The organism is Phytobacter diazotrophicus (assembly GCF_052061655.1).
Taxonomy (GTDB): Bacteria; Pseudomonadota; Gammaproteobacteria; order Enterobacterales; family Enterobacteriaceae; genus Phytobacter; species Phytobacter diazotrophicus.
The window spans coordinates 3727764-3749710 of the sequence record NZ_CM125428.1; the positions used below are offsets into that span (position 1 = coordinate 3727764).

Annotated in this window: 17 protein-coding genes; 11 read left to right on the forward strand and 6 right to left on the reverse strand. The window is 52.9% G+C overall.

What is annotated here, in order from left to right; genetic code table 11:
- The first annotated feature begins 347 nt into the window (after positions 1-347).
- The 5 genes from trxB (at position 348) to infA (ending at position 6237) form a co-directional block, all read left to right on the forward strand.
- A complete protein-coding gene (gene trxB / locus ACS0RQ_RS18215; RefSeq protein ID WP_039078531.1) occupies positions 348-1313 on the forward strand; it encodes a thioredoxin-disulfide reductase in 966 nt (321 codons plus the stop codon).
- A 115-nt stretch (positions 1314-1428) separates the two neighbouring features.
- Positions 1429-3195 (forward strand): heme ABC transporter permease/ATP-binding protein CydD, encoded by a 1767-nt coding sequence (gene cydD, locus ACS0RQ_RS18220; protein ID WP_071196083.1) that lies wholly within the window; start codon positions 1429-1431, stop codon positions 3193-3195.
- A complete protein-coding gene (gene cydC, locus ACS0RQ_RS18225; protein ID WP_071196082.1) occupies positions 3196-4917 on the forward strand; it encodes a heme ABC transporter ATP-binding protein/permease CydC in 1722 nt (573 codons plus the stop codon).
- A gap of 111 nt (positions 4918-5028) precedes the next feature.
- On the forward strand, positions 5029-5730 hold the full coding sequence (aat, locus tag ACS0RQ_RS18230; protein ID WP_079498333.1) for a leucyl/phenylalanyl-tRNA--protein transferase: 702 nt from the start codon (positions 5029-5031) through the stop codon (positions 5728-5730).
- A gap of 288 nt (positions 5731-6018) precedes the next feature.
- Positions 6019-6237 carry a translation initiation factor IF-1 gene (gene infA, locus ACS0RQ_RS18235; RefSeq protein ID WP_001040187.1) on the forward strand — a complete coding sequence of 73 codons (219 nt, stop codon included), beginning with the start codon at positions 6019-6021 and terminating at the stop codon, positions 6235-6237.
- Between the two features lie 169 nt (positions 6238-6406).
- Here the strand turns inward: infA and clpA are convergent, their stop codons facing one another.
- Both clpA and clpS read right to left on the reverse strand, forming a co-directional pair.
- Positions 6407-8686: an ATP-dependent Clp protease ATP-binding subunit ClpA gene (clpA, locus tag ACS0RQ_RS18240; protein WP_039078527.1), complete on the reverse strand. Its 2280-nt coding sequence runs from the start codon at positions 8684-8686 to the stop codon at positions 6407-6409.
- A gap of 30 nt (positions 8687-8716) precedes the next feature.
- A complete protein-coding gene (clpS, locus tag ACS0RQ_RS18245; RefSeq protein WP_039078526.1) occupies positions 8717-9037 on the reverse strand; it encodes an ATP-dependent Clp protease adapter ClpS in 321 nt (106 codons plus the stop codon).
- 327 nt (positions 9038-9364) lie between these two features.
- On the opposite strand from clpS, the gene cspD reads away from it, so the two are divergent.
- Positions 9365-9586, forward strand: coding sequence for a cold shock-like protein CspD (cspD, locus tag ACS0RQ_RS18250; RefSeq protein ID WP_039078525.1), 222 nt, complete (start codon positions 9365-9367; stop codon positions 9584-9586).
- A gap of 65 nt (positions 9587-9651) precedes the next feature.
- Here the strand turns inward: cspD and macB are convergent, their stop codons facing one another.
- Positions 9652-11595 (reverse strand): macrolide ABC transporter ATP-binding protein/permease MacB, encoded by a 1944-nt coding sequence (macB, locus tag ACS0RQ_RS18255; protein WP_271849779.1) that lies wholly within the window; start codon positions 11593-11595, stop codon positions 9652-9654.
- Positions 11592-12707, reverse strand: a complete 1116-nt coding sequence (macA, locus tag ACS0RQ_RS18260; protein ID WP_271849780.1) for a macrolide transporter subunit MacA — start codon at positions 12705-12707, stop codon at positions 11592-11594. The genes macB and macA overlap by 4 nt, the downstream gene beginning before the upstream one ends.
- A gap of 161 nt (positions 12708-12868) precedes the next feature.
- Here macA and ACS0RQ_RS18265 point away from each other — a divergent pair, with 161 nt between their 5' ends.
- Positions 12869-13822: a VirK/YbjX family protein gene (locus ACS0RQ_RS18265; protein ID WP_271849781.1), complete on the forward strand. Its 954-nt coding sequence runs from the start codon at positions 12869-12871 to the stop codon at positions 13820-13822.
- Here ACS0RQ_RS18265 and ACS0RQ_RS18270 read toward each other — a convergent pair.
- A complete protein-coding gene (locus tag ACS0RQ_RS18270) occupies positions 13819-15477 on the reverse strand; it encodes an ATP-dependent endonuclease (protein ID WP_271849782.1) in 1659 nt (552 codons plus the stop codon). The two genes, ACS0RQ_RS18265 and ACS0RQ_RS18270, sit on opposite strands and share 4 nt — an antisense overlap.
- Before the next feature lie 349 nt (positions 15478-15826).
- Between ACS0RQ_RS18270 and aqpZ the strand changes: the two genes are divergently transcribed.
- The 3 genes from aqpZ to hcr all read left to right on the forward strand — a co-directional run bounded on the left by aqpZ (position 15827) and on the right by hcr (position 19493).
- Positions 15827-16522 carry an aquaporin Z gene (gene aqpZ / locus ACS0RQ_RS18275; RefSeq protein ID WP_079498330.1) on the forward strand — a complete coding sequence of 232 codons (696 nt, stop codon included), beginning with the start codon at positions 15827-15829 and terminating at the stop codon, positions 16520-16522.
- A 339-nt stretch (positions 16523-16861) separates the two neighbouring features.
- Positions 16862-18514: a hydroxylamine reductase gene (gene hcp / locus ACS0RQ_RS18280; RefSeq protein ID WP_110295643.1), complete on the forward strand. Its 1653-nt coding sequence runs from the start codon at positions 16862-16864 to the stop codon at positions 18512-18514.
- 10 nt (positions 18515-18524) lie between these two features.
- Positions 18525-19493: an NADH oxidoreductase gene (gene hcr, locus ACS0RQ_RS18285; RefSeq protein ID WP_271849783.1), complete on the forward strand. Its 969-nt coding sequence runs from the start codon at positions 18525-18527 to the stop codon at positions 19491-19493.
- Between the two features lie 58 nt (positions 19494-19551).
- On the opposite strand, the gene ACS0RQ_RS18290 is transcribed toward hcr, so the two are convergent.
- Entirely contained in the window at positions 19552-19983 is a 432-nt protein-coding gene (locus ACS0RQ_RS18290; RefSeq protein WP_165158926.1) for a DoxX family protein, read from the reverse strand.
- Between the two features lie 152 nt (positions 19984-20135).
- On the opposite strand from ACS0RQ_RS18290, the gene poxB reads away from it, so the two are divergent.
- On the forward strand, positions 20136-21854 hold the full coding sequence (poxB, locus tag ACS0RQ_RS18295; RefSeq protein ID WP_271849784.1) for a ubiquinone-dependent pyruvate dehydrogenase: 1719 nt from the start codon (positions 20136-20138) through the stop codon (positions 21852-21854).
- The last annotated feature ends 93 nt before the right edge of the window (positions 21855-21947 follow it).

Genomic DNA, 21947 nt, shown 5'->3' on the forward strand with positions numbered 1-21947 from the left:
GCCCGGTAAAAATGGTATTTACATGCATGAATTTGCATCACGCGCGAAACACTGCTTTTTTTCTTCCTTTGATGTTTTCGCAAATGCGCAGGGGATTGTCAAAGCAAAACATCTTTTTTTAGTACAACATGCCAGATATTCATCATCACCCTTAGGCAATACTCATTTAATCACCTTATAACGGCCCGTTTTTCAGTAGAAATAGTTATATTTAGGATCTCACTCAGCGTTAAATGATTAGTGCCATCTATTACACATATCGTTAACAAAACCGCTGTGCCCTTTTTTTACGCCTGCAAATTCCCTACAATCCAGCCCAATGTCTGCCAAACAATAATGAGGATCTCATGGGTACGGCCAAACACAGTAAGCTGCTTATCCTTGGTTCAGGGCCTGCGGGATACACCGCTGCAGTCTATGCTGCACGTGCAAACCTGGAACCGGTGTTAATTACCGGTATGGAGAAAGGCGGTCAGCTCACCACGACCACTGAGGTGGAAAACTGGCCAGGCGACCCGCACGATCTGACCGGGCCGCTCCTGATGGAGCGCATGCATGAGCATGCCGCAAAATTTGATACCGAAATTTTGTTCGATCATATCAATAAGGTTGATCTGCAAAACCGTCCGTTCCGTCTTATCGGTGATAGCGGCGAATATACCTGTGATGCGTTGATTATCGCCACCGGCGCCTCCGCGCGTTATTTGGGTCTGCCATCTGAGGAAGCATTTAAAGGCCGCGGTGTTTCTGCCTGCGCCACCTGCGATGGTTTCTTCTATCGCAATCAGAAAGTCGCGGTCATCGGTGGGGGTAATACTGCCGTTGAAGAAGCGCTGTACCTGGCAAACATCGCCTCTGAGGTACACCTGATTCACCGTCGTGATTCTTTCCGCGCGGAGAAAATCCTGATTAAACGTCTGATGGATAAAGTGGCCAGTGGCAATATCGTGCTGCACACCAACCGCACCCTGGAAGAGGTGACGGGCGATCAGATGGGCGTTAGCGGTCTGCGCATTCGCGATACCGAAAATGCGGATAATATTGAATCACTGGATGTCGCCGGCCTGTTTGTCGCTATTGGACACAGCCCGAACACCGCCATTTTTGATGGTCAACTTGAACTGGAAAATGGCTACATCAAAGTACAGTCAGGTATTCATGGCAATGCCACCCAGACCAGTATTCCAGGCGTTTTCGCTGCGGGTGATGTGATGGATCATATCTATCGTCAGGCGATCACCTCGGCCGGTACCGGCTGTATGGCGGCACTGGATGCAGAACGTTATCTTGATGGGTTAGCACAAAGTAAATAAACGTTACAACTCAGTAACAAAGGTAAATAAGGCGACTATAAGTCGCCTTTATTTTTGCGCCGATGTAACATTGCGAAGCTCAAAAATTCCGATAACTTCACCTGCAAAGCGCGCAATGAATAAAACCCGTCAACAAGAGTTAACCCGCTGGTTAAAACAGCAAAGTGTCATTTCTCGTCGCTGGCTTATGATGTCTCGCCTGCTGGGCGTGGTGAGTGGCGTTCTTATCGTTGCTCAGGCCTGGATACTCGCCAAAATCCTGAATCATATGATTATGGAAAATATCCCGCGCGAAGCATTGCTGCTGCCTTTTGCCTTGTTGGTGCTGATTTTTGTTTTGCGCAGTTGGGTCGTCTGGTTGCGTGAGCGCGTCGGTTTTCATGCCGGCGTCCACATCCGTTTCGAAATACGCCGTCAGGTGCTCGACAGGTTACAGCAAGCTGGTCCAGCGTGGATTCAGGGTAAGCCCGCAGGCAGTTGGGCTACGCTTATCCTCGAGCAAATCGACGATATGCATGATTTTTATGCACGTTATCTGCCTCAGATGGCACTGGCAGCCAGTGTACCGTTGCTGATTGTCATTACCCTCTTTCCAATTAACTGGGCCGCAGCCTTGATTCTGCTGGCAACCGCGCCGCTCATTCCGATCTTTATGGCGATGGTGGGGATGGGCGCAGCCGATGCGAACCGACGCAACTTCAAAGCACTGGCGCGCCTGAGCGGCCATTTCCTTGACCGCTTACGCGGCATGGAGACGCTGCGTATCTTCGATCGTGGCGCAGCGGAGACAGAAAATATTCGTCAGGCCTCAGAGGATTTTCGCAGCCGTACGATGGAAGTCCTGCGTATGGCGTTTCTCTCCTCCGGCGTGCTGGAGTTTTTCACCTCGTTGTCCATCGCTCTGGTGGCCGTCTATTTTGGCTTCTCTTACCTGGGCGAACTCAATTTTGGCCATTACGGCACGGGCGTAACGCTGTTTGCCGGTTTCCTGGCCCTGATTCTGGCTCCGGAGTTCTTCCAGCCGCTGCGCGATCTGGGGACGTTCTATCACGCGAAAGCCCAGGCTATTGGTGCCGCCGACAGCCTGAAAACCTTTATGGAAGCGCCACTTGCCCATCCGCAGCGTGGCGATATCACGCTGAAAGCGGATGAGGCGGTGAGCATCACAGCGGAAGATCTGGTTCTCAAATCGCCAGAAGGCAGCGTCCTTGCCGGGCCACTGAACTTTACGCTGCCAGCCGGTCAGCGCGTGGTGCTGGTGGGGAAAAGCGGCTCCGGTAAGAGTTCGCTGATGAATGCCCTTTCCGGGTTCCTGCCGTATGAGGGCTCCCTGCGGATAAATGGCATTGAGTTACGAGACCTGGCCCCGGAGAGCTGGCGTCAGCTTATCAGTTGGGTCGGGCAAAACCCGCAGCTTCCGGCCACCACATTACGGGAAAATATCCTCCTGTCTCGCCCGGATGCCAGCGCCGCTGAATTGCAGTCCGTGCTGGATAAAGCCTGGGTGAGCGAATTTTTACCGCTCTTACCACAAGGGCTGGAAACAGCTTGTGGCGATCAGGGAACGCGTCTTTCCGTAGGCCAGGCTCAGCGCGTTGCGGTTGCCCGCGCCCTGCTTAACCGATGCCAGCTATTGCTGCTCGATGAACCCGCCGCCAGCCTTGACGCGCACAGTGAACAGCGCGTGATGCAAGCGCTTAATGATGCCTCACTGAACCAGACAACGCTGATGGTGACACATCAGTTAGAAGGGCTGGCCGACTGGAGCGCCATATGGGTCATGGATGACGGAAAAATCATCGAACAGGGGGCTTTCGCGGAACTCTCCACAGCGCAGGGAGCCTTTGCCGCGCTCCTCGCCCATCGCCAGGAGGAGATTTAAATGCGCGCACTTCTGCCCTATCTCGCTCTGTATAAACGCCACTTCTGGCTGCTGTTGCTGGGTGTGATCCTCGCGATTGTCACACTACTGGCCAGTATCGGCCTGCTGACATTGTCCGGATGGTTTTTATCGGCATCCGCGGTGGTCGGCGCCGCCGGACTCTACAGCTTTAATTACATGCTCCCGGCTGCAGGGGTTCGCGGTGCCGCGATTACCCGTACCGCCGGGCGCTATTTTGAACGGCTGGTCAGCCACGATGCAACCTTCCGCGTGCTGCAACATCTGCGCGTCACCACATTCAGCAAACTGCTGCCGCTCTCTCCTGCCGGCCTGTCACGTTTTCGCCAGGGAGAGTTACTCAATCGCGTGGTTGCGGATGTCGACACGCTTGACCACTTGTATCTACGCGTGATTTCACCTCTTGTTGGCGCTCTTGTGGTGATTGTTGTGGTCACCGTCGGGCTAAGCGTACTGGATGTTCCACTGGCGCTGATGCTGGGTGGAATTATGCTGGCTACGCTGATTATCCTGCCGCCGCTCTTTTATCGTGCCGGGAAACCCACCGGCGAAAATCTGACGCAGCTTCGCGGACAATACCGTCAGCAGTTAACCACCTGGCTACAGGGCCAGGCGGAACTCACGATTTTCGGCGCCAGCCAGCGCTACCGCGAACAGATGGAAAATACGGAACTAAGCTGGCATGACGCCCAGCGTCGCCAGTCCGATCTGACCGCCGCGTCCCAGGCAGTGATGTTACTGATTGGCGCGATTGCAGTGCTGACTATGCTGTGGTTCGCCGCAGGCGGCGTGGGCGATAACACGCAGCCAGGTGCGCTTATTGCCCTTTTCGTGTTCTGTGCTTTAGCGGCTTTTGAAGCGCTGGCCCCGGTTACCGGTGCATTCCAACACCTTGGACAAGTTATCGCCTCGGCGATACGGATTACGCAAATTACCGACTGTCCGCCGGAAGTGCAGTTCCCGCAAACCTCAGCGATGGCCCCCACTGCGGTCAATGTCAACCTGCAGGACATCTCATTTAGCTATCCTGAGCAACCGCAAAAGGCGCTGGATGGCATTAGCCTGTCTATTGCCGCTGGCGAACATGTTGCTGTGCTGGGGCGTACAGGGTGTGGTAAATCAACGCTGCTACAGCTATTAACACGTGCCTGGGACCCGCAGCACGGAGAAGTATTACTCAACGGAGTGCCACTGACTCAATACGGGGAAACGGCGCTACGTGCGAGTATCAGTATGGTACCGCAACGTGTGCATCTGTTCAGCGCAACGCTGCGCGATAACCTGCTGTTAGCCGCACCGCAGGCAACTGATGAGGCGCTGGCTGATGTACTTACCCGCACGGGTCTTGAGAAATTACTCGATGACAGCGGCCTGAATGCCTGGCTGGGTGAAGGCGGTCGTCAACTGTCCGGCGGTGAGCTTCGCCGTCTGGCTATCGCACGAGCGTTATTGCACGATGCGCCGCTGGTCCTGCTGGATGAGCCGACCGAGGGGCTTGATGCTGCCACGGAGAGCCAAATCCTTGAGTTACTTGAAGAAGTGATGCAGAAAAAAACCGTGCTTATGGTGACACATCGCCTGCGTGGACTGAGTCGCTTTGATCAGATAATTGTGATGGACAACGGACAAATAATTGAGCAAGGTAATCACGCAGCGTTAATGGCAAAACAGGGTCGATACTACCAGTTTAAGCAACGTCTGTAGTCTATGGATGTCGTCATTTTCAGCCGCCCATTAAGGGGTGATTCTAAAGTGCTGTGCCGGATGTGACGATATATATGGGGTATTCCTTGTTGCGTTGTGGAGCGTTGTGTCATGCGCCTGGTCCAGCTGTCTCGTCATACCCTTGCGTTCCCTTCGCCGGAAGCGGCGTTGCGTGAACCAAATGGCTTGTTGGCACTGGGTGGGGATCTTAGCCCTGCCCGTCTCCTGATGGCGTATCAACGCGGTATCTTCCCGTGGTTTTCGCCAGGCGATCCCATTCTCTGGTGGTCGCCAGACCCACGTGCCGTGCTGTGGCCGACAGAGTTTCATGTCAGCCGTAGCATGAAGCGTTTTCACAAATCCTCCCCGTACCGCGTTACGCTCAATCATGCCTTTGGGCGGGTAATCGACGGCTGCACAGAAGATCGTGATGAGGGAACCTGGATTACACCGGATGTGGTGCTGGCATATCACCGACTGCATGAGTTAGGACATGCCCATTCAATTGAAGTCTGGGAGGAGGATGAACTGGTCGGTGGCATGTACGGCGTATCGCAGGGGAGATTGTTTTGCGGCGAGTCGATGTTCAGCCGCCGCGTTAATGCATCCAAAACTGCGTTAATGGTGTTCAGCCATGCCTTCGCTCGCGATGGGGGTCAATTGATTGATTGCCAGGTGCTGAACTCGCATACCGCCTCGCTGGGCGCTGTGGAAATTCCGCGGCGCGAGTACCTTGAATGGCTTAGAGAGCTCCGTTTGCAAAAGCTCCCTTCCCATTTCTGGGTGCCCAGGGAACTGTTTTTACCCGCCTGATGAATGTTTTCGGCACATTTTTTATCAGGGTGTTATAATGGACGCTCAGAGCAGCTTCTGCCTGTTACCCCGCCACCATTCGGGAAAGCTTGTATCAGGGACGTCCTTCATTTCCTTCTTCGTTCCCCTTTACACGTTGCGCATATTGCGTGCCGTGAGTGTGGCGTGAGGGTAATGCGCAAAAGCCGCTTTGCTGCGTTTTATCGCACAAATCTTTACTTAACAGACGAACTTCGGCATTATCTTGCCGGTTCAAAAAAATATGGTAGTGATACCCCCGAGGATTAGATGGCCAAAGAAGACAATATTGAAATGCAGGGCACCGTTCTGGAAACGTTGCCTAATACTATGTTCCGCGTAGAACTGGAAAACGGTCACGTGGTCACTGCGCATATCTCCGGTAAAATGCGTAAAAACTACATCCGCATTCTGACGGGCGACAAAGTGACAGTTGAGCTGACCCCGTACGACCTGAGCAAAGGCCGCATTGTCTTCCGTAGCCGTTAATTATTGAAGCACGCACGTGCAAGAATTTGAGAGCCGGACGCGCAGTCCGGCTTTTTTCGTTTCCGAATACGATGCGCCCCGCTTTTCGGGGATGATGCCAACATCAACACCAGTATGCTACGCATAAAAAACCGGACATCAGTCCGGTTTTTTATTTCAGGCAGGAAGATTAATGTGCGGCTTCCGGTTTGTGCTTTTGTGCACTCTGGAAGTCATATTTCAGCTCATCTTTCTCTTTATCCAGTGTTACCGTTACCTGGCCGCCATCTACCAGCGAACCAAACAGCAATTCGTTGGCGAGCGGTTTTTTCAGGTTGTCCTGGATGACGCGTCCCATTGGACGTGCCCCCATCGCACGGTCATAGCCTTTTTCTGCCAGCCAGTTGCGGGCATCCTGACTGACTTCCAGCGACACGCCTTTCTGATCCAACTGTACCTGGAGCTCGACGATAAATTTGTCGACCACCTGATGGATCACCTCAGTCGACAAGTGATCGAACCAGATGATGTTGTCCAGACGGTTGCGGAACTCCGGCGTAAAGATCTTTTTGATCTCTTCCATCGCATCGGTACTGTTATCCTGGTGGATAAGACCAATCGATTTACGTTCGGTTTCACGCACCCCGGCGTTGGTGGTCATCACCAGCACCACATTGCGGAAGTCCGCTTTGCGCCCGTTGTTATCGGTCAGCGTACCGTTATCCATGACCTGCAACAGCAGGTTAAAGACGTCCGGATGTGCTTTCTCGATTTCATCAAGCAGCAGGACCGCATGAGGATGTTTAATGACCGCGTCAGTCAGTAAGCCGCCCTGATCAAAGCCGACATATCCCGGAGGCGCACCAATTAAACGGCTGACAGTGTGACGCTCCATATATTCGGACATATCAAAACGGAGTAGTTCGATGCCCAGCGCTTTGGAAAGCTGGACCGTCACCTCGGTTTTCCCGACCCCGGTAGGACCGGCAAACAGGAAGGAACCGACCGGCTTATGATCGTGGCCCAGACCCGCACGGCTCATCTTGATGGCTTCGGTTAATGCCTCAATGGCTTTATCCTGCCCAAAGACCAGCATTTTCAGGCGATCGCCGAGATTTTTCAGCGTATCGCGATCGCTTTGCGACACACTCTTCTCAGGAATACGCGCGATGCGGGCCACCACCGATTCGATATCCGCCACATTGATGGTTTTTTTACGCTTGCTGACGGGCATCAGTCGTGCACGCGCGCCTGCTTCGTCAATCACATCAATCGCTTTGTCTGGCAGATGACGATCGTTGATGTATTTCACCGCCAGCTCCACCGCCGCACGTACCGCTTTCGCGGTATAGCGCACATCATGGTGTGCTTCGTATTTCGGTTTCAGGCCATTGATAATCTGCACAGTCTCTTCGACAGAAGGTTCAGTAATATCAATTTTCTGGAAACGACGCGCCAGCGCACGGTCTTTCTCAAAAATGTTGCTGAATTCCTGATAGGTCGTCGACCCCATCACGCGAATCTTACCGCTGGAGAGCAACGGTTTGATCAGGTTAGCGGCATCCACCTGTCCACCCGACGCGGCACCCGCACCGATAATGGTGTGGATTTCGTCGATAAACAGAATGCTGTTGCTGTCCTGCTCAAGCTGTTTCAACAGCGCTTTGAAACGCTTCTCAAAGTCACCGCGGTATTTGGTGCCAGCCAGCAGAGAACCGATATCCAGCGAATAGACGGTGCAATCGGCCATAATTTCAGGCACATCACCCTGCACAATACGCCATGCCAGACCTTCGGCAATTGCCGTCTTACCGACACCGGATTCCCCCACCAACAGCGGGTTATTTTTACGGCGACGGCAGAGAACCTGAACAGTGCGCTCAAGCTCTTTGTCACGCCCAATCAACGGGTCAATACCGCCGACACGAGCAAGCTGATTGAGATTGGTGGTGAAGTTTTCCATACGTTCCTCCCCGCCTGCTTGCTCTTCATTATTCGCCTGACTGCTTGAATCAGAAGAGGATTGTCCCGGCTCGTCTTTACGTGTGCCGTGAGAGATGAAGTTAACCACGTCAAGGCGGCTCACTTCATGTTTGCGTAGCAGATAAGCCGCTTGCGACTCCTGCTCGCTGAAAATGGCAACCAGCACGTTCGCCCCGGAAACTTCGCTACGACCGGAGGACTGAACGTGAAACACCGCGCGCTGTAAGACACGCTGGAAGCTGAGCGTCGGTTGAGTATCGCGCTCCTCTTCACTCATCGGCAGGACGGGTGTGGTTTGTTCGATGAAGGCTTCGAGTTCCTGTCGCAACGCCACCAGGTCCACAGAACACGCTTCCAGCGCTTCGCGGGCCGAGGGATTACTGAGCAATGCCAGTAACAGGTGTTCGACGGTCATAAACTCATGTCGGTGCTCACGCGCTCTGGCGAAAGCCATGTTTAAACTGAGTTCCAGTTCTTGATTGAGCATTGGCACCTCCCCCAAGTTTTATGCCTGCATTCAGGCTCTTTCCAGCGTACACAACAACGGATGCTCGTTCTCCCTGGCATACTTATTTACCATCGACACTTTCGTTTCCGCGACTTCTGCGGTGAAAACACCACAAATCGCCTTTCCACGATAGTGCACAGTCAGCATCAATTGCGTTGCACGTTCTACATCATAAGAAAAGAACTTTTGTAGCACGTCAATAACAAATTCCATTGGCGTGTAATCATCGTTCATTAACATAACTTTATACATGGATGGCGGCTTTAGCGCGTCACGCAGTTTTTCATCCGCCAGGTGGTCAAAATCCAGCCAGTTATTGGTCTTGCCCATCGTCAGTTTTCATCTTAGGTTACAGGTTCCGACCCAAATCAATCGGCCGATTACATGAGTCTAGATGTATTTTTAATCTACATCAGGTGTTAGATAACTATCATCTATCGTTGTCATCCGCGACGGCTGTCACAAACCCCTCCAATAGCGTTAACTGCTTCAAATTTTTGATTGATGCACCCCGCATAACCCCTGCCAAACGCTTGACGCGATGCCTGATTTCTCTAAATTGTACAGGCGAGAGTTGGCGAGGTTTTGAACAAACCCACACTCTGCCACCGGTTCATTCCATCTTACTTAAATAAGATTTACGAAGGATGTCGAAGCATGGAAACGGGTACTGTTAAGTGGTTCAATAATGCCAAAGGGTTTGGTTTCATTTGCCCCGAAGGCGGCGGCGAAGATATCTTCGCACATTACTCCACCATTCAGATGGATGGTTACAGAACGCTAAAAGCCGGGCAAACCGTCCGGTTTGATGTACATCAGGGCCCTAAAGGCAATCATGCCAGTCTCATCGTGCCCGTAGAAGCAGAAGCCGTCGCCTGACGGCGCTTTCTTCATTGTGTACATGCCGCAGTTAAAATGCCAGTCCAGTCGACTGGCATTTTTATTTACTCGCGAGCCAGCGCATCCACCGGGTCCAGTCGCGCCGCGTTGCGGGCTGGCAACCAGCCAAACAGCACGCCAGTAAAGGTTGAACAGATAAAGGCCGTCAATAGCGCAACTGGCGAAAAGCCGATCTCCCAGCCCGGCAGGAACAATTGTAGCGTGAAAGCGATAGCCATCGAGAGCGCCACACCCAGCGCGCCCCCCACCAGACATACCAGCACGGCTTCAATCAAAAACTGCGCCAGTACATCGCTCGCCCTCGCCCCCACCGCCATGCGGATACCAATCTCTCGGGTTCGTTCCGTTACTGATACCAGCATAATATTCATTACACCAATACCGCCAACCAGAAGTGAGATTACCGCAACCAACGTTAAAAACAGCTGAAGAGTACGTGTGGTCTTTTCTGCCGTTTTCAATACACCGTCCATATTCCAGGTGAAGAAATCCTTTTTGCCGTGGCGTAATGACAGCAACCGCGTAAGCTGCTGCTCCGCCTGCTCACTGCTGTAACCTTCATTGACACGCACGGTAATAGAGTTCAACCAGGATTGACCCAGAACGCGCGCCGAGAGGGTGGGATATGGCAACCAGACGCGCAAAATCTTACTGCTGCCAAACATTGACTGCTTCTCTTCGGCCACACCAATCACCGTGGCGGGCATATTTCCCACCAGAATCACTTCACCTGTAACCTGCGCTTTGTTCGGGAAGAGCTGCCGACGTGTATTGCTGTCGAGAACCACCACCTGTGCCCGTCCTTTTTCCTGCTCGCTGTTGAAGGTGTTCCCTTCGCTAAAGGTCATGCCATAGACGTTGAAATACTGACCGCTAACGCCATTCGCGCTGGCCGCCACATCAATATTTCCACTGCGCAGGCGCACGTTTTGCGAGACAGATGGCGTGGCCGAGCGCACCCATGGCTGCTTTTGGATGGCAACCATATCGTCGTATTTCAGCGCCTGTTGATACTGAGGGTCGTCATCGCCGAAATCTTTACCGGGGTAGACATCAATGGTGTTGGTGCCGATGGCCCGAATATCAGCCAGTACCAGTTGTTTAGCGGCATCCCCCACCACCACAATCGACACCACCGAGGCAATGCCAATAATGATGCCGAGCATGGTGAGCAAGGTACGCATCTTATTTGCCGCCATCGCCCGCCACGCCATCATCAGCGCCTCCTGGAAGCGCCCGGAGAATTGTCGCCAGTTGCCGGGTTCCGTCCCTGCACTCATAGTCTTCGGCGCGTTGTCGTGCTTCGTAGAGGGAGGATTATTAATTATCTCGCCATCGCGGATTTCGATAACTCTTTCAGCCTGTGCGGCAATGTCCGCATCGTGGGTGACGATAATGACCGTGTGGCCGCGATCGCGAAGCTGATGCAGGATAGCCATCACCTCTTCACCCGAATGGCTATCCAGTGCGCCGGTAGGTTCGTCAGCAAGGATAACCTGCCCGCCATTCATCAGGGCGCGCGCGATACTAACGCGCTGCTGTTGCCCACCTGAGAGCTGCGACGGCGGATATTCCATCCGTTCATCTAATCCCAGTCGCGCCAGCAGCTCCTTTGCCCGCGCCAGACGTGCCTTACGGTCAACACCTGCATAAACGGCGGGAACTTCGACGTTCTGCGCGGCCGTAAGATGCGACAACAGGTGATAGCGTTGAAAGATGAAACCGAAATGTTCCCGGCGTAGCCTGGCCAGCGCATCGCCATCAAGTGTTGCAATATCAATCCCTGCAACCCGATAGCTGCCGCTGGTCGGCTTATCCAGGCAACCCAGGATATTCATTAATGTTGATTTGCCGGACCCGGAAGCACCGACAATCGCCACCATCTCACCGGCATGGATATCAAGGGTAATGCCTTTCAGAACCTCTACCTGCCCGTCACCGGAAGGATAACTACGGCGAATGCCTTTAAGTTCGAGCAACGCCGTCATTTATTAGCCCCAGCGTTGATTTCCGAAATGACCACCTCCTCTCCGGCATCCAGCCCTTTTGTCACCTCAGCATCAGTATCATTGCGGGCACCCAGCGTCACTTCACGATCGCGCACTTCACCGTTACGTAGCACTTTCACTTTGTAGCGGTTATCACCCACCGGATCGCCTAATGCGGCAAGCGGCACAGTAAGGACATTTTTCACACCCGTTAGCTGAATATGTACCTGCGCCGTCATTTCCAAACGAAGAATGCCTTGCGGGTTAGGCACCTCAAAACGCGCATAGTAAAAAATGGCGTCATTCACTTTCTGCGGCGTGGGGAGAATATCCTTAAGTTTGCCTTCATAGCGGGTGTCCGGGTCACCCAGCACGGTAAACCAGGCCTTTTGTCCCGGTTTGAGGTGGATGACATCAGCCTCGGATACCTGCGCTTTCACCAGCATGGTACTCATATCGGCCAGGGTCAGAATATTCGGAGCCTGCTGAGCGGCAATGACCGTCTGGCCCTGCAACGTGGTGATTTCCGTCACCTCGCCCGCCATAGGCGCAACAATGCGAGTGTAATCAAAATTGGCTTTCGCCGTGTCGAGCGTCGCCTGATTACGCTGAATCTGGGCATCTATAGTACCAATCTGCGCCTCTTTGACCGCCAGGTCGGTAATTGCCGTGTCCAGATCCTGACGCGAGATAAGATGCGTTTTAGCCAGTTGTTGCTGGCGTGTGAGCGTGACCGCTGCCAGTTTGCGTTCAGCCTGAGCCTGACGACGTTGCGCACGCAACTCCAGCAGGGTCGCTTCCACTTCCTTGATCTGGTTTGTTGCCTGTTCCGGATCGATAACGCCGAGCAGTTGATCTTTTTTAACCTTATCACCGATATTCACCGACAGCGTTTTGAGCTGCCCGCTGACCTGAGCGCCAACATCAACTTTGCGCAAAGCATCCAGCTTACCGGTCGCCAGCACGCTCTGCTGCAATTCGCCAGGGCGAACGATCAAGGTTTGATAGTGAGGCACTGGCGCATTCAACTGCTTAAAGAGCCATATCGCCGCCAGTACGATCAGTACTATCAGCACCAGCCAGATTTTTCGACTTCTTCCCTTCAAATTCATAACTTTTCCAGATATCCAAACTGACTCTATTGATGCCAGTATTCATTAAACAATTGCTCAACGAAACCCAATCTTCTTTTTTTTCACATAATTCATTTATCCGGCGTTAAGACATATTTTGTTGAAATATTGACATTACGCTTACAATTCGAGTTTGTGTCATGTCCACTATTGCTGGAATCACTTCACCCGTACTCTGTGCAAAAACAGGCTGGCAACTTTTTTGTCAACTTGCCAGCGGCAAATTAATGCCAGGTCTTGCATGGAAAAACCCCTCTTATCGGCGAAAATTTCTGCTGCGCTCTTTGTTCAAACCACTCGGTACCGCGAAACTGCTATCCAGCCTGGCGCAGCACCCGGATTTATTGCTTATTCTTAATGCCCAACCGGGTTTGCCTTGTCGATTACATCGCCCGTGGCTGTCATTAACCTTCGATGAGAAAAAAACAGTCGCCGCGCTCGATTATCATTACAAAACCCTTTGTGCGCGCCTCCCCACCTCTGTGTGTTCAGTTTTTTTTACGCCGCAGGGCGTCACCTTTGCCGAATTAACCGGCAAGAATGGGGAGCACTACACTATCCGTTTTTATATGGACCCAATGCAGGACAAAGAAGGCGAAGCGACAATGGTTTTCTGCGATAAGCAGCGAACCCAACTGGCGGGAATAACCTTCGTGCTGTGTCTATACGAGGGGAAACGCACGCTGTTTATCGGTGGCTTACAGGGCGCAAAAGCGAATATTCCTCATGAGCTTATCCAGGCCGCAACCAAGAGTTGCCACGGTTTATTTCCTAAACGCCTGCTGCTGGAGGCCTGTACAGAGCTGGCATCATATCTGGATGTTGAACAGATTATCGCCGTCAGTAATGACACGCATATTTACCAAAGCTGGCGCTACCGCAAGAAAAAACAGGACAAGTTGCACGCCGACTACGACAGCTTCTGGGAATCGCTCAGCGGCGAACGCACCGCCGAGGGAACCTTCCGCCTGCCAATGTTGATTGCGCGAAAAACCATGGAAGAGATTGCCAGTAAAAAACGTGCGGAGTATCGCCGCCGCTATGATTTACTGGATTCACTGCAAAACCAGATGCGTCAGATTTTACACCGCTAATCCGCTCTCCCGCGCGCCAGCCAGAGTACGCGGGAGAACATCTTACGTAGAAGTAATGGCACCGACTCCACGCCCCGCCGCCCCGCTTCCATCGCGACTTCAATAGCTAAGTCGGGTTTCGACGAACGATGAATCGCTTTGATAATGATACGCCGCATATTCATCGGCACATTTTCAGGCAACTGCGCCACACGGCGATACACCTCGTCAAACCCCTCGCGAAACATAAAATGCTCCATGTCCAGCGCCGGCAGTTCGGTTAAGTGCTCACGCACCTGGTCACGTTCCTCGTTCAGCAGACCGCGCACCGTTGCCGCATATTTTTTGCCCGCTTCATCCCCGTCGACCAGCACATGCCATTCAATGCCCATGCGTCTGGCGAATTTGATCAAGGGCTTTAACCCGGACTGGGCAAATTCAATAACCTTAATCCCTTCCGCGTCGAAATGGTGCCCGCACTGGCGTGCCAGCTCGTTAATCACCCATGTCTCCGTTTCCCCCTCTACCAGAAGCCAACAGCGGGCAAACAGCGCCGATGCGCGATTAAAACGAATATGGAAGGCAATACGCCGCCCCTCCTCTGCGTTCATGCCGCCCGGCCCCAGCCGCCATGCAGCAACCCGTGAAGACTCCCTCACAAGGCGGCATACATGCTCAACCGGGGTGAGCGAAAGCAGTTCCCCTGAGTTCGTGGTCGTGATTTGCTGTAACGGCAGCAAGTTGAGTAATTGCCAGGCGACGGAAAGCATAATGGGGTGCAGTCGTGTTTCCGGATCTTCAACCAACAGAAGTGGTCGGGCGTCGCGATCCAGGCGCACTGTCCCTTTGGCCTGTAACAGAGTCGCAAAAAAGCCTAACAGAATGACCCGGTACATACGGCCGCCGGGTTTATCGATCATACGGTTAATGATATCGAGGTAACGCCAGCTACGCTGCTCATCGTGAGAGCGACGGCGCATCAGGCGCTGATGGGATGGACCGCTGCCCTGTTCAGCAAAATAGTGCTCCAGCAGTTGCACCATGGCTGACAGCCCGTGGCGAATTTGCCCGTCCGTCAGGTTTTGCGGATGGGTCACCAGTTCCCGTGAGAGAAAATCAAGCTGACGCGCGGTTGCTTCCACTTCCAGCGTCTGCGGCAGCGAACCATTACGGATACGTCGCATAAAACGCGCATCACGCAGACGCAGCACCGGCATCAGGCGGATAAGGTGGCGCGCCAGGTCATCAATATCGTCGAGTATCAGCGGGTGACCCTGGGCATCAAGAAAGCTTCGTAGCGTCATGACACTTTCATCTTGCGCCAGTTCCCCTTCCAGACGGTAAAACAGACGTTGATAGCCATCATCGCTGGGCACCCAGCAGGGCTGAAGCGGTCGATAACGGCGTGTACGGTACCGCCCCGGTTCGGATTCACGAAACGTCAGGATAATGTGCAGATGGTGTTCCCGCCCCTGAATATCTCCCGGCGGAAACCAAAAATCTTCATGCACAAAATGATATAAATCTGTTTCCGGCGAGAGTAACAGCGTCAGCGCATCCAGCAGGCTTGATTTACCCCAGGCATTTTCCCCAATCAGGACGTTGGTTTGTTCCAGCATCAGCGATAGCCGATTGATACCGCGAAACCCGACAATCTCTACGCGCTCCAGAATCATAGCCCCTCCGGGAAATATGTCTTTTTTCCATTAAGTTAGCTCAAGTATAGCGGCATGAAACGGGGCAAAACACCGTATTTATCATAGATTAAGCATCTTTGAATGTGAGCCAGCGTATCGACGCGCTTATGGTTTAATTTTTTTACCGCATGGCTTATTTCATTCGAAATAATTTCCTGCTGCGTTTCTTCGTTCATCGAAAGGCTATTATCATCATTTTGCCTTAAATCAAATTTAAGCCATTTATTTGGCTGGCCCTCACGCGCCATTATTTCTAAAATAGTGACACAGCAGCCAGAAAAATGTTTTTGGCTGTCTTCACAGGATGTAGATTTTTATTGAGGATATTATGTTTAGAAAATTAGCGGCGGAATGTTTTGGTACATTCTGGCTGGTATTTGGTGGTTGCGGGAGCGCGGTATTAGCTGCGGCATTCCCAGAACTGGGAATTGGTTTTGTTGGCGTAGCGCTGGCATTTGGTTTAACCGTATTAACGATGGCTTACGCTGTCGGGCATATTTCTGGTGGGCATTTTAATCCCGCCGTAACCCTGGGATTATGGGCGGGTGGTCGTTTCCCGGCAAAAGAGATTATCGGCTATATTATTGCGCAACTGGCAGGCGGGATAATTGCTGCCGGTGTGCTATACCTGATTGCCAGCGGTAAAGCGGGCTTTGATGCTGTCGCCAGCGGCTTTGCGTCAAATGGCTACGGCGAACATTCTCCTGGTCAATATTCCATGACCTCAGCCATCATAATAGAAGTTGTTCTGACTTGTGGCTTCCTGTTAGTTATTCTCGGCGCGACGGATAAATATGCACCTGCTGGTTTTGCCCCTATTGCCATTGGTCTTGCTTTAACGCTGATACATTTGATCAGTATCCCTGTAACAAATACCTCCGTTAACCCGGCACGTAGCACCGCAGTGGCACTCTTTCAGGGTGGCTGGGCGCTAAATCAATTATGGCTATTTTGGGTCATGCCAATTATTGGCGGCATCCTTGGGGGGATTTTGTATCGCACTCTGCTGGAAAAACGTGATTAATTCGAATTAAGCCAATAGGTTATTGGTTTATTTTATCTCTTCGTTTTACGTTGTCTGGTCCTCCGAACATTCCTTCTGCCTCTAAGCGGCAACCGGCGTTTTTCATTTAAGGGAGACGCCGGCATGTTCGCCTCTGTCAGTATTGCTAATAATTCTCTTTATTATTAAGTGCCCTCTCTCATTTTAACACTTACTCCCTAAGCGGTAGACTGGCGGCCTTAAAATTGCGCTAAATCAATCTCTCTGCACATTGCATAAAAAACATCTTTTAAGCCTTTCGGGAGCAGCATAATCTTAAACATGCATTTCAAATATAACTTTAATTTATAAGGTGTGACTATGTTTTGTGTGCAATGTGAACAGACCATCCGTACCCCGGCTGGTGATGGCTGCGCTTATGCGCAGGGTATGTGCGGCAAAACGGCCGAAACATCGGACCTGCAGGATCTGCTGATCGCCGCGCTGCAAGGGCTGTCAGCCTGGGCCAGCAAAGCGCGTGAATACGGCATTATCGTTCATGACATCGACAACTTTGCCCCGCGCGCCTTCTTCTCTACGCTGACCAACGTCAACTTCGATTCCGTGCGTATCGTTGGCTATGCGCGTGAAGCGATTGCCTACCGTGAAGCCTTAAAAGCACAGTGCCTTAGCAAAGATCCGGCAGCCACGGTTGATAACCCGATGGCAGAACTGCAACTGGTCAGCGACGACCTGGGCGATCTGCAGCGTCAGGCGGCAGCCTTCACACCGAATATTGATAAAGCGGTTATCGGTGAAAATATTCTCGGCCTGCGCCTGCTATGCCTGTACGGCCTGAAAGGGGCCGCAGCCTATATGGAGCACGCCCACGTACTCGGCCAGTACGACAACGAGATTTACGCCCAGTACCATAAAATTATGGCGTGGCTGGGTACCTGGCCTGCTGATATGAACGCCCTGCTCAACTGCTCGATGGAAATCGGTCAGATGAACTTTAAAGTGATGAGCATCCTGGATGCGGGCGAAACCACCGCCTACGGCCACCCGACGCCGACTCAGGTCAACGTAAAAGCTGTTGCCGGTAAATGCATCCTGATTTCCGGTCACGATCTGAAAGACCTGCATAACCTGCTGCAGCAGACCGAAGGCACGGGTGTTAACGTCTATACCCATGGCGAAATGCTACCAGCCCACGGCTACCCGGAACTGCGTAAATATAAACATCTGGTGGGTAACTACGGCAGCGGCTGGCAGAACCAGCAGGTTGAATTTGCCCGCTTCCCGGGCCCCATCGTGATGACCTCAAACTGCATCATCGACCCGACTGTCGGTTCCTATGACGACCGTATCTGGACGCGCAGCATCGTCGGCTGGCCGGGTGTTAATCATCTGGAAGGCGATGACTTCACCCGCGTTATCGATCAGGCACAACAACTGGCAGGCTTCCCGTACAGTGAAATCGAGCACCTGATCACCGTTGGTTTTGGCCGTCAGACGCTGCTCGGTGCAGCCGATACTCTGATTGATTTGGTGAGCCGTGAAAAACTGCGTCACATCTTCCTGCTTGGCGGCTGTGATGGCGCGCGCGGTGAACGTAACTACTTTACGGACTTCGCCACCAGCGTACCGGATGACTGCCTGATCCTGACCCTGGCGTGCGGTAAATACCGCTTTAACAAGCTGGACTTCGGCAATATCGAAGGCCTGCCGCGTCTGGTGGATGCCGGTCAGTGTAACGACGCCTACTCGGCCATTATTCTTGCCGTCACGCTGGCAGAGAAACTGGGCTGTGGCGTGAACGACCTGCCGCTGTCACTGGTGCTTTCCTGGTTTGAACAGAAAGCGATTGTGATTCTGCTGACCCTGCTCTCGCTCGGCGTTACCAATATCGTGACCGGCCCAACGGCGCCTGGCTTCCTGACGCCAGATCTGCTGGCAGTACTGAATGAGAAATTCGGTCTGCGTTCAATCACGACCGTAGAGCAGGATATGCAGCAGTTACTGGGCGCGTAAGGAGTAGAGAATGACGATGCCAACCCCGCAGTGTCCGTGGCGTATGCAGGTTCACCACATCCAACAAGAAACACCGGATGTCTGGACGCTGTCGCTGTTATGCCACGATTATTACCCGTACCGCGCAGGACAATATGCGCTGGTCAGTATTCGCAACAGCGCTGAGCAGATGCGTGCCTATACGATCTCCTCCACGCCGGGCGTCAGCGAATACATCACGCTGACCATCCGTCGTCTTGATGGCGGTCTGGGCTCAAAGTGGCTGACGCGAGACGTCAAACGCGGCGATTATCTCTGGCTGTCGGATGCGCAAGGGGAGTTCACCTGCGACAACAAAGCCAGTGATAAATTACTCTTGCTGGCGGCGGGCTGTGGGGTAACACCGATCATGTCGATGCGCCGCTGGCTGGCAAAATACCGTCCACAGGTTGATGTGCAGGTTATTTTTAGCGTGCGCTCACCCCAGGATGTGATTTTTGCCGATGAGTGGAAAAACTATCCGGTTACCCTGGTGGCGGAAAACAACGCCACGGCTGGCTTCCTTGCCGGTCGCCTGACGCAAGAGATCCTGCGCAGCGTCCCGGACCTTGCTGCCCGTACCGTCATGACCTGTGGGCCAGCGCCTTATATGGACCAGGTTGAGAAAGACGTTAAAGCTCTGGGTGTGACGCAGTTCTTTAATGAGAAGTTCTTCATCCCGGTGGCAGAAGCGGCAACCAGCGGTCTGACATTCACCAAATTACAGCCGGCGAAAACGTTCTACGGTCCGGTTGGCACTACGTTGCTGGAAGCATTCGAAAGTAACAAGGTGCCGGTCAATGCGGCCTGTCGTGCGGGTGTCTGCGGGTCTTGCAAAACGAAAGTGGTGTCCGGTAAGTACAGCGTCACCAGCACTATGACATTAACACCGCAGGAAATTGCTGAGGGTTATGTTCTGGCCTGCTCCTGCCACCCGGAAAGCGATCTGGTACTGGCATAACCGCCAGTCCCCTGTTAAGCAAAAGCCCTTCCTTTTCAGGAAGGGCTTTTTTTAAACCTTAACGCCACTCGGCTGGCGCAACGGAGTAACGCCCCGCGCCCAGGAAGGCCAGTGCCAGTGCGGCAACAAAGAAATAGACCAGGCTTTCGATCGCCCATGCGCCCGTCTTATCCAACATTGCCGTGTTGTTAATACCCACCATCAACCAGGCAACGACCATTGTGAATGCCAGCACCAGCGCTGCCGGACGGACCAGAATGCCCAGAATGATCAGGGCCGGGCAAACCACTTCGCCAATCAGCACACCGTAAGCGATAAAGCCAGGCAATCCTTTCGCCACCAGCATACCCGCGATGCCATCAATGCCGCCGATGAGCTTGTGCAATCCGTGGAACAACATCAATCCACCGACAGTCAAACGCAGCAATAAACGACCAAAGTCTTCATGCGCCAACATCTTATTAACAGAACTTAACAGCGATTTAATCATTTGAAATGATTCCTATTTTTATCGAACTGTAAGCAGATTATTCCTAATCCAAAAATAAATAAAGCCCTAACTAATAAGGGGCAATTTACGCACAAATAATGACATTTCATCGACTACGCTTGTAGACGGAACAATAAGATGGAGGCGTAACGATGAAACAGACTGTAGCCGCTTATATCGCCAGAACACTTGAGCAGGCAGGGGTGAAACGCATCTGGGGTGTAACCGGAGATTCGTTAAACGGATTAAGCGACAGCCTTAACCGCATGGGCACCATTGACTGGATGTCCACGCGCCATGAAGAAGTTGCTGCATTTGCGGCAGGCGCGGAAGCGCAACTCACTGGTGAGCTGGCCGTCTGTGCTGGCTCCTGCGGGCCTGGCAACCTGCATCTGATTAACGGGCTGTTCGACTGCCATCGCAACCACGTACCTGTGCTGGCGATTGCCGCTCACATTCCTTCAAGCGAAATCGGCAGCGGCTATTTTCAGGAGACCCATCCGCAGGAGTTGTTCCGCGAATGCAGCCACTATTGTGAGCTGGTTTCGACCCCCGAACAGATCCCGCAGGTGCTGGCCATCGCCATGCGCAAAGCCATACTTAACCGTGGTGTTTCCGTTGTCGTCATACCCGGAGATGTGGCGTTGAAACCGGCACCAGAGACCGCCAGCAGCCACTGGTATCCGGCGCCACAACCGGTGGTAGTACCCGCTGAGGAAGAGTTGAAAAAACTGGCGCAGTTGCTGCGCTACTCCAGCAACATCGCCCTGATGTGCGGCAGTGGCTGCGCGGGTGCGCACAGTGCGTTGATCGAGTTTGCCGGTAAGTTGAAAGCGCCTGTCGTGCATGCCATGCGCGGTAAAGAGCATGTGGAGTATGACAACCCGTACGATGTTGGCATGACCGGGTTGATTGGCTTCTCGTCGGGTTTTCACACCATGATGAATGCCGATACGTTAATCCTGCTCGGCACCCAGTTCCCCTATCGGGCGTTTTACCCCACGGATGCCAAAATCATTCAAATTGATATCAATCCAGGCAGTATTGGCGCCCACAGCAAAGTAGACATGGCGCTGGTGGGCGATATCAATGCCACCCTCACCGCCCTGCTTCCGCTGCTGGAAGAAAAAACCGATCGCCGTTTTCTGGACAAAGCGCTGGAGCACTATCGCGATGCGCGTAAGGGGCTGGACGATCTGGCAAAACCCAGTGAGAAATCCATCCACCCGCAATATCTGGCGCAACAGATCAGCCATTTCGCCAGCGACGACGCCATCTTCACCTGCGATGTAGGCACACCGACCGTCTGGGCTGCACGTTATCTGAAAATGAACGGTAAGCGCCGCCTGCTGGGGTCGTTCAACCACGGTTCGATGGCCAATGCAATGCCCCAGGCACTGGGGGCGAAAGCAACCTACCCACAACGGCAGGTTGTGGCGATGTGCGGCGATGGTGGTTTCAGCATGCTGATGGGGGATTTTCTCTCGGTGGTGCAAATGAAGCTGCCTGTCAAAATCATCATTTTTAACAATAGCGTGCTTGGCTTTGTGGCGATGGAGATGAAGGCTGGCGGGTATCTCACCGATGGCACGGAACTGCATGATACCAATTTTGCCCGCATTGCCGAAGCGTGCGGGATTACCGGTATCCGGGTGGAAAAATCAGCCGATGTGGATGAGGCTCTCCAACGGGCGTTCTCCATTGATGGCCCGGTGCTGGTGGATGTGGTGGTCGCCAAAGAAGAGCTGGCCATCCCACCGCAGATCAAACTGGAACAGGCCAAAGGCTTTAGCCTTTATATGCTGCGCGCCATTATCAACGGACGTGGCGATGAGGTGATGGAACTGGCGAAAACGAACTGGCTCAGGTAAAACATCCTTTTTGCCTCAACACAAAATCCTTCATGATGCATCAGGACGGCTAGTCCTCTAACCCCAGACGCGGAGATAACGATGCAACGGGGG